This window comes from Vibrio sp. zbq_1 (assembly GCF_043102935.1).
Lineage (GTDB): Bacteria > Pseudomonadota > Gammaproteobacteria > Enterobacterales > Vibrionaceae > Vibrio > Vibrio parahaemolyticus.
Map to the genome: position 1 here is coordinate 18,488 of NZ_JBICJH010000036.1, position 12,694 is coordinate 31,181.

The window sequence follows — 12,694 nt, forward strand, 5'->3', positions numbered from 1 at the left end:
AACGCTACCACAACATTAGCTATTTAAAATATAAGTGATAAAATCCAAAGCTTACAACCCAAACCTACTGGTTAATTTAAGTTGTTACATAACGGGGTTTCATACTTCCAGTTAAAATTTTTAACCACTAAAGGTTCTATATGGCAACGATTAAGGATGTGGCGAAAGAAGCACGAGTTTCGGTCGCAACCGTTTCACGTGTGTTAAACAAGTCACCTAAAGCAAGTCAATCATCAATCGATGCTGTGACCAAAGCGATGGGCAAGTTAGGCTACCGACCCAATGCAGCAGCCCGTTCACTGGTAAGCCAAAGCACTGATACGATGGGTGTGTTAGTCAGTGATGTGTCCGACCCATTCTTCGGTACACTGGTCAAATCAGTCGATAACGTCGCGCGTGAAAATGGCAAACATATCCTTATTGGTAACGGTTACCACAATCCTGAAGATGAGCGCCAAGCCCTGGAATTGCTAATCAATAGTCGTTGTGATGCAATCGTCATCCACTCCAAAGGACTGTCTGATAAAGAACTGATTGGTTACGCCAAAGAGGTAAAAAGCATGGTGCTGATCAATCGGAATATTCCCGAGTTAGCCAATCGTTGTATTTCCCTTGATAACCGCAAAGGCGCATTCTTAGCAACGGAATATTTGATTCGTCACGGGCATCGAAAAATAGCTTGTATCGCCTCAACTCAGGATATTGAAGATACAGATGAACGCCTGCAAGGTTATCTGGATGCACTAAAAGAACATGGCATTGAGCTATCAAAAAATTATATCGAGTACGGTGAGCCAAACAGTGATGGCGGTGAAGTTGCGATGACGAATCTGTTAACCAAATCTTTGGAGATGACTGGCGTTGTCGCCTACAACGACTATATGGCAGCGGGTGCGTTGTCAGCATTAGATCAAAACGGCATTGAAGTACCCAGTAAGATATCGATGGTGGGGTTTGATGATGGCTTAATTGCACGCTTTGTTCATCCTCGCCTCACCACAGTTCGCTATCCAATCGAGATGATGGCTGAACGTGCTGCTCGCTTAGCTTTAGCACTGTCACGTGATGAACAGGTTGAAGATGAAACTATTATTTTCAGCCCAACATTAGTGCGCAGAAATTCTGTTGAGCGTTGTTGATTGTCTATATCTAATTGGCTACGAATCAAAAAAAGGTGGGCATAAAGCCCACCCCAAATGCTATCTAAAATTCAAACTGATACACGGTTCGATGCTGATAGCAATCCCCTGAGCTCAACGTCCCCATGTTGAGTCCCCATTCTGGTTTATTTGGTCCATCAGGAAAGTATTGCGTTTCCAATGCAAGGCCGTCATAAAGCGCGTAAGTTTTGCTTGCGCCCGGCGCACCTGCTAAAAAGTTTCCTGAATAGAACTGGATGGCTGGTTTAGTGGTTTTGACCTTCATCACCACATCTTCTTTCGGTGCAATAAGAACCGCGGCAACAGACACACAATCGGTCACTTCAGGCTTGAACACAAAGGCGTGATCGTAGCCACCCGCGTTTTTCTGATCCTGCTCGCTAAGAAATGCCTGGCCAATAAGTTTTGGCTCAGTGAAATCAAAACTGGTACCAGAGACAGGTTTTTGTTCACCCGTAGGAATTAAACCCGCATCCGTTGGCAAGTAATGATCTGCACTAAGCTGCAACGTATGGTCCAAACTTTTCGCGTTGCTCGCCTCGCCCGCCAAGTTAAAGTAAGCGTGGTTAGTTAAATTCACCGGAGAGGTTTTATCGGTATTCGCTTCATAGGCAATAACGAGTTCATTTTCATCGGTTAACGTGTATGTGACTTTGACATCGAGATTGCCAGGATAACCTTGGTCACCATCAGGCGATCGAAGCGTAAAAACAACTTGTCTATCACTTTGTTCCGCAATCTTCCAGCGGCGTTTATCGAACCCATCTAAGCCACCGTGGAGCGAGTTTTCACCATTATTAACACCAAGTTGATAATGCTCTCCATCGATCGCAAATTGACCGTTTGCAATACGGTTGGCAAAACGACCGACGATAGCACCAAAATAGGCGTCTTGCTTCATGTGTTCTGCCATACTTGGCGAGCGCAATAGCACTTCACGGTGTTCACCATCTAACGGCAACGTGCAACTCAACCAAGTCGCACCAATATCCATAAACGATGCCGTCATACCATTCGCATTAGTAAGGTGGAGCAGATTCGCCGCTTGACCGTCAAACGATGGCGTTTGCATCATCGCTTGTTCTAATTGTTCAAAATATGCTTTCATCGCCTGCCCTTACAACGCTTCAACCAGACCAGCTCCATCTTTGGCTTTGCACACATAAATCGACGCTTTTAAACCTGTCGCAGCTTGATATTTAGCTTCTACCGTCGATTTCACCTTATCCACCAATGCAGGTGGAACGAGAGAGACGATACAGCCACCGAAGCCACCGCCGGTCATGCGCACGCCTCCTTCTTCGCCAATTACCTCTTTCACTATCTCAACCAGGACGTCGATTTCTTTGACGGTAATTTCGAAGTCATCACGCATTGATGCATGCGACTGAGCCATCAGTTCACTCATTCGTTTAATATCATGCGAACGGAGCGCTTTTGCCGCTTCGACTGTGCGATCGTTTTCAGTGATCACGTGACGCGCACGTTTTGCCACCAATTCATCCAACTCAGAAACTTTCTCGTTGAGCTGCTCAATGGTGACATCGCGTAGAGCTTTAACACCAAAGATTCGTGCCGCTTCTTCACATTGCTCACGACGAGTGTTGTATTCGCTGTCAACCAGACCACGTTTTTTATTCGAGTTAATGATCACGACTGCCATGTCCTCAGGCATAGAAACAGCTTCTGTTTCCAGACTACGGCAGTCCAATAACATGGCGTGGTTTTCACGGCCTTCTGCCGAAATCATTTGATCCATGATGCCGCAGTTACAACCAACAAATTCGTTCTCGGCTTGCTGACCATTTAATGCGATTTCCGCCTGGCTTATTTCCAGGTTGAAGAGCACTTTGAACGTCTGACCAATCACGACTTCCAGTGCCGCTGATGAGCTCAACCCTGCACCTTGAGGGACATTGCCGCTGACAGAGATATCAGCACCGGTAAACTGGTAACCACGAGCCAACAGACACTTCACGACACCGCGAATGTAGTTTGCCCACATTTTGTCTTCTTGGAACGTGATTTCTGGAGTGATATCGAATTCATCAACCGCGTTATCGTAATCAACCGATACCACGCGTACTAGGTTGTCTTCACGCTTTGCTGCCGCAACAACCGTTTGATAGTTAATTGCACATGGCAGTACAAAACCATCGTTGTAGTCGGTGTGTTCACCAATCAGGTTTACACGACCAGGCGCTTGGATAATATGGCTTGGCGCATAGCCCAACACGTTCTCAAAAGACGCTTTCACATTTTGGATTAAATCAGACATAGTTAAATCTCAGTTTCAAATTGCATTTAGATCCCCGAACCCTTTGTTCATTCGCGATCGTGAACCACTTATTTGATTTTCTGTTTTTCAGGTTCTAGGACCTAGGATCCTAGAACCGCCCAAATCACTGTTCTTTGTAGTGCAAATCACTTAGATCACGCAGACGCTGTGCCGCTTGCTCTGCGGTTAAGTCGCGTTGACTTTCGGCCAGCATTTCGTAACCCACCATAAACTTACGAACTGTCGCGCTGCGTAAAAGTGGCGGGTAGAACAATGCGTGAAGCTGCCAATGGTCGATGTCTGTGCCCTGTTCAAAGAAAGGGGCGTAGTGCCAACCCATTGAGTAAGGGAAAGAACATTGGAATAAATTGTCATAACGGCTGGTCAGCTTCTTAATAGCGACAGCCAAGTCGTCACGCTGCTCATTACTTAACTCGCTCATACGGCGGATGTGTGTTTTCGGTAACAGCATGGTTTCGAATGGCCACGCCGCCCAGTAAGGGACAACCGCCAACCAATACTCGGTTTCAACGACGACACGGGAGCCATCTTTTAGCTCAGCTTGTACGTAATCCACCAGCAGATTGCTACCGTGTTCCTGGTAGTAAGCCTTTAGGTTTTGCTCTTTGCGTTCAATCTCATTTGGTAAGAAACTGTTCGCCCAGATTTGACCGTGTGGGTGAGGCTGAGAACAGCCCATGGTTTCACCCTTATTCTCAAACACTTGGACCCAAACATACTCTTTACCTAGCTCTTCAATTTGCTCGTTCCACGTATCAATCACGCCACGGATTCTGTCTACCGGTAGTTCAGGTAAGGTTTTGCTGTGGTCAGGAGAGAAACAAATCACTCGGCTCAAACCACGTACACCTTGGGTTTTGAATAGTGGGTTGTCTGATTCTGGCGCATCTGGTGAGTCCACCATCAGAGCAGCGAAATCGTTATTAAACACGTACGTGCCCTGATAATCTGGGTTAACATCGCCAGAGATACGCTCATTTGTCGGACACAGGAAACATTTCTCATCGTAGCTTGGTAGCTCATCAATCGCCGCTTTCTCATCCGCCCCACTCCAAGGACGTTTTGCACGGTGTGGTGACACTAAAATCCATTGACCCGTTAGTGGGTTGTAACGGCGGTGTGGATGATCCACTGGGTTAAATTCAACGTTCGACATTTTACTTACTCAACTTATTCTTCTTACTAGTCCGACGCACTGCACCGAATGAAATTTAGTAACCTTGTGGGTTGTTAGATTGCCAATTCCAAGTATCGGCCGTCATTTCAGCAACGCTGCGTGTTGCTTTCCAACCAAGCTCACGCTCTGCCTTGTCTGTGCTCGCCCAACATTCGGCGATATCACCTGGACGACGCGGGCACAATTCGTAAGGCACAGGTTTACCGCAGGCGGCACCGAAAGCTTCCACCATTTCAAGTACGCTAGAACCTTTACCAGTCCCTAGATTGTATGTGTGCAAGCCCGCTTTCTGCCCCACAGCTTTCAGTGCCGCAATGTGGCCATCAGCCAGGTCCATTACATGGACGTAATCACGCACACCTGTACCGTCCGGCGTTGGGTAGTCGTTACCAAATACGGAGAGCTTTTCACGACGACCAACCGCGACTTGTGCAATAAACGGCATCAAGTTGTTTGGAATGCCTTGCGGGTCTTCGCCCATGGTGCCCGATGGATGCGCGCCAACAGGATTAAAGTAGCGCAGTAAAGTGATGCTCCAATCGCTTTCAGCATTGAACAAATCACTCAAACACGCTTCCACCATGTATTTACTACGACCGTATGAGTTAGTGGTTGCACCTGTTGGTGAGTCTTCTGTGATCGGAACGATTTCTGGATCGCCGTAGACGGTTGCAGATGAACTGAATACGATGCTCTTCACACCCGCTTTACGCATACTACGCGCCAACACCAATGAGCCATTGACATTGTTATCGTAATATTCCAATGGCTTGACGACTGACTCACCTACCGCTTTCAGACCTGCAAAGTGAATGACCGCTTGGATATCATGCTCAGCGAATACCGAATTCAAAAACGCTTCATCACGAATATCGCCTTGATAAAAAGTTGGCTGTTTGCCAGTTAGCGCTTCAATACGGCTCAATACTTCTGTTTTGGCGTTACACAAGTTATCGACAATGATGGGCTCCATGCCCGCCTCAATCATCTGAACGCATGTGTGACTGCCGATGTAACCCATACCACCTGTGACAAGTACTCTCACTTTTGCTTCTCCGCTGTTGCTGCTTCCTGCTCGGTACCGGACCTGATGCTCACTGAGCCAGCGTTATTCACACCAAGTCGATACGCCCAATTCTTCAATGGTTAAAAGTCTATCAACCAACACCAATTCAGTTCCGTGATCAAACTCAAATTAGTGTAAACGTTACCATTAAATAAAAAGAAACATTTTAAGTTTTTTGTAGAAAAAGTGGGCGAAATCTGGCTAATTCACGAGAATTTAACAGTAATCACACGCAAATGACAAAATATAACTTACATAGCATCCAAAAGTCGCCACGAACATTGTAATCGTTACCACTAAAATTAACTGTCTGAAACTGCCAAGTGTCGTTTGAAGCAACTACTCGGAGCACCGCTGACTCTTCGTAGTTACAACGCACAAGTTGTGGGGACGTCACGATTAACGTGTTAAAAAGCTTACAAGGCTAGGTATGCTCGAAACTCAGTATATTGTTTAAAAACAGGCTATTTAGATACCATTACTCTTAAACTAAATTCGGCAACGAAGTCAGTAGCCTATGAGGCAGCTATAATCGGCGGCCTCTTTTCACTTCTTGCGAGTTACATATTGTTTCTGGTGATCCAAGGCAATTCCTACCAGTTCCATTCAGGAACAGACCAACAACATTTGTCGGAGGACAATAAACTTTGTTATGAATCCCTAAAGGTGTAACACTCATCATAATGGTTAATATCTAAGATTATGTGGGTGAACTGAAAGAAAGCATAGCTCTTATAGGAGCAGTGTTTTCTTTGCTGATTGGGATCGAATAGGGGCGTTATTGTGTGATTACCAAGGGAGCCTGACGGGATAAATCCCAAGCGACTTTGTCGTTCACCTTTAAGTCTAGCCCACAGGCTAGACTTCTTTATTTAATGCCGCTGAGCGTTGTATTCTCAGCTCTCTGGTATTCAGTGCCTCGCGCTTCCAGATATTTCGTATCGTGCAACTGCTGACGGTGATGTTGTACTCCTTCTTTAGCATGGTTCTCAACTGTACTGAGGTTTGATACGGATTGTTTAAGGTCAGCTCGATAATTTTGTGTTCGGTTTCTTCAGGTATGCTGTTTTTACTGCGGTGCAGCGGTTTGTTAATGCGCTTAAGGCCAAGGATGCCTTCCTCGGCTAAGACCTTTTGATAGTTATAGATACTTCGGCGTGAGCAACCAGTGAGCCGAGCGGCTTCCGTCGCATTACCCAGGCGGTCGGCAAGCTCGATGACATCCAACTTGCGCTGGACTTCCATCCCTACTCACTCGCTCTTGGTGGCTCTTTTAACTCGGTAATATGCAGTTTGCGGTGACCAAAATAGGCGGCGAATGCGCCATCGAACTGGCAACGTATTTCCAGTTTCTGATTGACGATAGAGTGCCGTATGGGAGAGTCGATGAGATACATTTTATTGTTATAACTGAAGGTATGATCTCGGCGAACCTTGCAATATTCCTTGTGAACACAGACCGTATCAAGGTTGATGTGTTCAGGTACAACCTTGAACGCCGACCTCGGGTTCTTCGCCTGTACCGCGATTTTCTGTTGCCAGTACAGTGGAATGAACTGCTGTTGAAGATACTCGTTGGCGCTTTGAATATCAGTAATATGGTGCAGCCGAAGCTCTGGGACCAATCTGTCTTGGAACGTATCGAATGCCCGTTCGACCCGTCCTTTACCTTGGGGCGAATTCGCAAAGATGATTTCGATCCCTAGCTCTTCACAAGCGCGTTGCATCTGAGAGAAGTTACTGCGTTTTGGACCACCGAATATACCCGCTCTATCGACATAGAGCGTCTTAAACAGCCCACGCTTTTCGATATATGCCTTCATGACTTTCATACAGCCTTCCGTGGTTTCGGAAGGGAAGAACTCGGCATGGATATCACTGGTCGCATCGTCGATGATGGCAATCAAGCATGAGCGATGCTCACCAAACCATTGATGCGGACTGCCGTCCATTTGCAGCATCAGTCCAGGCTGCTCCATCCGCTCTCTGTGTTTTCTTACACGGCTACGACGACGCTTTGCTCGCTTCACATGGTGGATAGCGTGCGCCCACTTTCGCAAGGTTTCACGCTTGATGGTCAAGCCTTCATTGACCGTGAGCAATTCGGCGAGATGCTGCAAATTGAAATCGAAGTACTTAGTTTGGATCAGTTGCTGAACCTGTCTTTTCAGTGAATCAGGGGTTTTATTGACCGGCTCACGACCTTTATTACCATGGACAACAAAGCGTATGCCTTCACGGCGGTAGCGGTGGAGATAACGCTCTATGGTACGACGGGATTTATTGAGGAGTTTGGCAGCACTGTGAATGCTGATCTTACCTTGAGTGACTTTAGCGATCACATCAACAGTAAGCTGGGAGCGAGAGTCCATGATGATCATCCTTACTAACCCCTGAATGGTGAGTTGACCTATTCAAAGGGTTAGGTGTAGAAATGGATCCGTCATTTTCCCTTGGTAATTAGTTCACCGACAAAATCGGTTGGTAGTTAAGGTACGACAGAATCGCTTGGTGATCACAAATAGGGGCGTTATTGGCAAACTCATTTCTGCCCCGAAACGTGTTAGTGTTTTTGCTCGCAACATATCTTAGACTTCATTTTCGACTTAGATAAAAGCTAAGGCAACAGAAAGGTTTGAAGAGATCATGCAATTTAGGAACTAAACGTTTCGGGGCAAATTCGTGCTACCAATGGCGTCAGTCGTGACTCTGCACGCATGACCAAAAGTATGGAAAAACTCTATATACGTGGCCAGTTTTAGTTAATCACTACAAGATGTCTGGAACATCTTGACCAGAATAGTGGCCCCTAACTGGCTTAAGGTTTTAGCTTGGGTTTATCTTGGTAGGGTCATAGGGGGCGGTGTGTGTCTTGACTCTAAAAGCCGACCAGATTTCAGCGTGGTTTGATAGGTATCTACTGAAGAAAGACAAAGAGTAGACGTGATTGTGAAGCTCTAATATCGGTCTTTAGCTTGATAAAAGCGAGTAGCCAAATAAAATGGTTCTCGCTTTTTTAATCAATTACCACGTTCGATTCGAGATAAAAATTACCCAGTAAACTCTTCAGAATCGGGACGATTGGTAAACTGCACACCATTTAAGAAGTCGCACAGCAGTTGGTCTTCACACTGTTTGTAGTTTTTGTTGTTTGGCTTGCGGAAATACGCACCAATTTCGTATTTACTTAAACTAATACCAACCACTTCTAATACGTCCAACACATCTTCTGCTTTCATGTCTAGCGCAATGCGCAGCTTCATGAGAATCATGTTGTTGGTCAACGTGACTTCTGGTTTAGGTTGCTCGCCGTCTTTTTTTCCTCGCTTGAGGTTAATAAAGCCATTTAAGAATACCGCTAACTCTTGATCCTTCATCTTAACGCAAGATTTGTCGCTTTCATCTTTTAACCAGTTTGCCACTTTATCGTGAGCCACAGTGACTTCGGCCTGCCCGAAAGCTTTCATTATCTGCGCGTTTTTAAGGTTTAACGCGTGTTGGATACGACGTAAAATTTCGTTGTTAGTCACTAGAGATTCCTAAAATGAGTTCTAAGGGTGAATAAAAATCCATCAATGACATGCGATCTGTGGGTGTCTTTATTCAATAGCGTAGTTGACGGTGACTCTAACAGAGAACACGTTTCTTCGGTAGGTTAAAAAATAGAAATAAGACGGCCTATTCGAACTAGTTGACTAAGTTGGTAAGACCCCACTTTCATAGACACTATGCTGATTAGAAGTGGACTGCCACCGATCTCCTAGACAAATTTCGCCTATTATTGGACTGCCCTGAAGGGCTAGACAGCAGCTCAGTCTCCAAACAGGTCAAACTGGTTTCTCTTTGTGATGCGGTTTGATGCGATGACCAGCCAACGCCCCTATCGCGATCCTATGAGTAAAGAGAACATTAGACATCATTAAAGCACATTTGGGGACACAATTTGATTCTGCTTTCATCCACTTAGGAAGAGGCGGTAAATTTGATCACATTATATTGATCCCGTTGCAACATTGTCCAATGTACGGCCACACCATTGAAATAATGCGACATCGAAACAACGGCGATCTCACTCGGTGCCGAGTGTGCGGCACTCAATATACCGTAAACTATGCCGCAATGCCCATAGACTGCCAGAAGAAAAACAAGCACATGATTGATAACTTCATCGACATCACCATCGACATCTTACCGTTAGCGAACTAAGCGGGTCGCGTATTGCCAGGCCCTCTGATCTAAAGCAACCTCTCAATTTGATGGCGGTTGCTTGCTTTGTAGCTATTTAACTGAAACGTTAATAGATATTTAATGCAATATCTTCCCAATAGTTAAATTGTTCATCTGAGCCAAATTCATTTGGGGAGATATGACGGTCAATCTCCTGCCCATTCTGGAAAACTAGGAAACCACAATCGCAGCCAAAAGCATGCTGGTCAGCAAACCTTACCTTAAATCTGATTTTATGGTACATCTTTGATAATGCAATAAATATTGGGTACGGAGTAGTATTCGCAGTAAAAAATGTAATTCTTCCGTAAACATATTCACCTCTGTCTTCGAGGCAACATTGGCTATCCCATGCATTCCACTTTGTTCCCCAATTCTGAAGATTCCAATCCACATTACCATGAATAACACTGCTCTCTCCTTCAAAAGAATTTGATTTCAAAGAGTTGGAAAGTAGCTTATTAAAATCCATATCACTACTTTCATTCCTGATCGAATCGCGAATAGAACTAGCATAGCATTTATCTTTAGTACGAAACTCGATGATATTATAAATATGGTTAGGCATGATCTTACTCCTGTTTTCTTTAAAAAATAATAAATATTCGTTTACATTAATTTAACTGATATTTTACCTTTCAGCTTATCTAATCGACAAAACCCTTTGAAGATATAAATACACAACACGGACTTCTTTATTCAATCGTCTTACATTGGTGCAAAACCATTTACTGGACAGCTGAAACAAATGCCTCAAAACTAGGATATTGTTTGAGAGGTGCTTTTAACGTGCTTTCTACTACTTCGAAATGTGGACTGACTCGACAGACAAACTTTAACGCATACCTAACCAGCTCTTTATTATTGAAGTTATTCAGTCGATAAACACCATCTTGATGATGTGTGAACTGAGATGAGGTTAACAAGTTCTCATGGGATACACCTATCAATCGAGTATTGGATGACTGCATTAAAAAGAATTCAAACCCTGATAACAACGTGACATTCTGAGGGACGAAAAGTGCATCAATACTTTCCAATAGGAATAGTAAGGTTTGTTTTGATAGAGAAATTAATTGAAAGGCGTCAAATAGCCCCAGGTCCAAAGCGTTATTCAATTTGCTGTCAATTAATAGTGCTTTTAAACTCTCTCGTCGATGCGTGGACTGCGCTGCCAAAAACTGCTCTACGATACACTTGTTTCTCTCAAACCTTTGCCAAACTACATCACAAAAACTTGGTACGTCCCCCTCGTCAATCGAGGGTAAACGAACAAGGGTAACCCCTAACGTTGCCGCATATTGTTATATGTCATACAAGACAAATGCGGTTGCGGCATTCCATGGGGTGTTTGGCAACAAAACAACGTTATTATAAAGAATAGCAATGTTGAGTATGGCTTCAGTGTCATCAAGATGCGGTGGAAACCATTTCATATCACTTACCTTCAGATAGCTTTAAAGTGGTAATGAGGCTCTTTCTCAGCAAAATGGGTGAGCACTTTCTCCGCCACCTCAATGCGAAACACTGTCCCAGATTTGGCTTGAGTCACCCAATTTTTCTTACTACCACAGCTTGTGAAGCCGCCCGCTACGACACCTACCCCCTCTTCGACTCTTGCTCCTGAATCACGCCCAAATGCGCGTGCGATTGGGTAGCCAAGGCAACAAAGTGTCCCCTTTTCTTCGTACACATCATAGTCATCATTAATCGTAACTTCGACAGGCACTAGATGAGAATTGAAAACACAAGCCAGCTCATCAACCTTTTCTTCGATAAGGCCACTAAACACCCAACACTCACTGGACTTATCCCATTGCCCACCAAGAGCGCGGCATTTATCAACGAGATAGGTATTGTAAGTACTGGTTAAAGTAATAAAACCAGACTCATTTTGTTCCTCAACCGAGGATTTAAGTTTGAATATTAGGTCGGTTCCATACTTTGAACGAACGGAGATGTCTTCGACATCCAGCAGTTGCGTACCGATTGAGAGATTCTGAGATAGTTCATCGATTAAGATTCTGCACTTGTAGCCGTCAAGCGATGCAGCAAAATACTTTCGATTTTTCTTTAAGACGTTAAACTCTTTCATGTTTCCTCCGAAGTAATAATGAGTGACAACGTAATAACTTTTATTGATGGCTTTCAGCCACTTATCTTGTTTTTATCGTTATTATTTTTGCTGTTATATTATTATTCAGAGCTTTCAAAGAGCAGAGCGATTTGGAAGCCTTATCAAGCTAACTTAGCCTGTACTTTAATGTCAAGAGTTTTTATCCTCCTCAGCTTGATCGCAAAAGTCGTTGCGAATCTTGCAATTACCACTGAAGTTGAGCAAGCTCTGTGCAACGTATACACAGAACTAAAAGATAAATTAGTGAAAGTTCATGTACTGCAATAAAGGATTCGCTTGCTTAAGCGCTTGTCGCTGCGCAAGAAGCTCAGCGACCACACGCTTTTTATCTTCTCCCAAAGCGCATGCAATAAGAAACGCATCGACTTCATGCGACATGAATCCCACAGCCTTGGGACCCAGTTGTACTGCGGGCGGAAATGTGCCATCGTTTATACGTCTGTGAAGCGTGGCTTGGGATAAACCTACGCGTTTTAATACATCGACTTTCTTTTCTATTTTCAGTTGATTAATTGGGTGTATAAGCGCCATTGGACGCCTCCGTTTATTCTTATTCTTATGACTACAAGAGCCGTTGCAAATATAATATTCGTGTTTAGAAGTCAAAAGCAATCACTTTTTCGAATTT

The 12,694-nt window shown here is 44.4% G+C and carries 12 protein-coding genes and 2 pseudogenes; 4 read left to right on the forward strand and 10 right to left on the reverse strand.

Annotation, left to right across the window (positions count from 1 at the left end):
- Positions 1–140: 140 nt before the first annotated feature.
- Entirely contained in the window at positions 141–1,139 is a 999-nt protein-coding gene (locus ACF8CV_RS16655) for a substrate-binding domain-containing protein (protein ID WP_023584787.1), read from the forward strand.
- Positions 1,140–1,203: 64 nt separating this feature from the next.
- Here the strand turns inward: ACF8CV_RS16655 and galM are convergent, their stop codons facing one another.
- From galM to galE, 4 genes are all read right to left on the reverse strand, one after another.
- A complete protein-coding gene (gene galM / locus ACF8CV_RS16660) occupies positions 1,204–2,268 on the reverse strand; it encodes a galactose-1-epimerase (protein WP_023584786.1) in 1,065 nt (354 codons plus the stop codon).
- 9 nt (positions 2,269–2,277) lie between these two features.
- Entirely contained in the window at positions 2,278–3,438 is a 1,161-nt protein-coding gene (gene galK, locus ACF8CV_RS16665) for a galactokinase (protein ID WP_392417283.1), read from the reverse strand.
- A gap of 124 nt (positions 3,439–3,562) precedes the next feature.
- Positions 3,563–4,615 carry a UDP-glucose--hexose-1-phosphate uridylyltransferase gene (locus tag ACF8CV_RS16670; protein ID WP_025795282.1) on the reverse strand — a complete coding sequence of 351 codons (1,053 nt, stop codon included), beginning with the start codon at positions 4,613–4,615 and terminating at the stop codon, positions 3,563–3,565.
- Positions 4,616–4,670: 55 nt separating this feature from the next.
- On the reverse strand, positions 4,671–5,681 hold the full coding sequence (gene galE / locus ACF8CV_RS16675) for a UDP-glucose 4-epimerase GalE (protein ID WP_025795281.1): 1,011 nt from the start codon (positions 5,679–5,681) through the stop codon (positions 4,671–4,673).
- A 327-nt stretch (positions 5,682–6,008) separates the two neighbouring features.
- Here galE and ACF8CV_RS16680 point away from each other — a divergent pair.
- Positions 6,009–6,159: pseudogene (locus tag ACF8CV_RS16680) on the forward strand (IS5/IS1182 family transposase); the annotation flags it as partial.
- Positions 6,160–6,560: 401 nt separating this feature from the next.
- Here ACF8CV_RS16680 and ACF8CV_RS16685 read toward each other — a convergent pair.
- Together ACF8CV_RS16685 and ACF8CV_RS16690 are read right to left on the reverse strand one after the other, a co-directional pair.
- Positions 6,561–8,083, reverse strand: a pseudogene (locus ACF8CV_RS16685) (ISNCY family transposase).
- Between the two features lie 669 nt (positions 8,084–8,752).
- The gene (locus ACF8CV_RS16690; RefSeq protein ID WP_015728478.1) at positions 8,753–9,232 is read right to left on the reverse strand and encodes a DUF1456 family protein; all 480 of its coding nucleotides are present in this window, start codon (positions 9,230–9,232) and stop codon (positions 8,753–8,755) included.
- Positions 9,233–9,746: 514 nt separating this feature from the next.
- Between ACF8CV_RS16690 and ACF8CV_RS16695 the strand changes: the two genes are divergently transcribed.
- The gene (locus ACF8CV_RS16695; RefSeq protein ID WP_153645911.1) at positions 9,747–9,908 is read left to right on the forward strand and encodes a hypothetical protein; all 162 of its coding nucleotides are present in this window, start codon (positions 9,747–9,749) and stop codon (positions 9,906–9,908) included.
- Between the two features lie 88 nt (positions 9,909–9,996).
- Here the strand turns inward: ACF8CV_RS16695 and ACF8CV_RS16700 are convergent, their stop codons facing one another.
- The 3 genes from ACF8CV_RS16700 to ACF8CV_RS16710 form a co-directional block, all read right to left on the reverse strand.
- Entirely contained in the window at positions 9,997–10,497 is a 501-nt protein-coding gene (locus ACF8CV_RS16700) for a hypothetical protein (protein ID WP_023584780.1), read from the reverse strand.
- Between the two features lie 736 nt (positions 10,498–11,233).
- Positions 11,234–11,365, reverse strand: coding sequence for a hypothetical protein (locus ACF8CV_RS16705; RefSeq protein ID WP_023584778.1), 132 nt, complete (start codon positions 11,363–11,365; stop codon positions 11,234–11,236).
- A gap of 11 nt (positions 11,366–11,376) precedes the next feature.
- Positions 11,377–12,024: a hypothetical protein gene (locus tag ACF8CV_RS16710; protein ID WP_014232255.1), complete on the reverse strand. Its 648-nt coding sequence runs from the start codon at positions 12,022–12,024 to the stop codon at positions 11,377–11,379.
- Positions 12,025–12,042: 18 nt separating this feature from the next.
- Here ACF8CV_RS16710 and ACF8CV_RS16715 point away from each other — a divergent pair, with 18 nt between their 5' ends.
- A complete protein-coding gene (locus ACF8CV_RS16715; RefSeq protein WP_023584777.1) occupies positions 12,043–12,333 on the forward strand; it encodes a hypothetical protein in 291 nt (96 codons plus the stop codon).
- On the opposite strand, the gene ACF8CV_RS16720 is transcribed toward ACF8CV_RS16715, so the two are convergent.
- Positions 12,307–12,597: an AlpA family transcriptional regulator gene (locus ACF8CV_RS16720; RefSeq protein ID WP_023584776.1), complete on the reverse strand. Its 291-nt coding sequence runs from the start codon at positions 12,595–12,597 to the stop codon at positions 12,307–12,309. The genes ACF8CV_RS16715 and ACF8CV_RS16720 overlap by 27 nt on opposite strands.
- Positions 12,598–12,694: the final 97 nt, after the last annotated feature.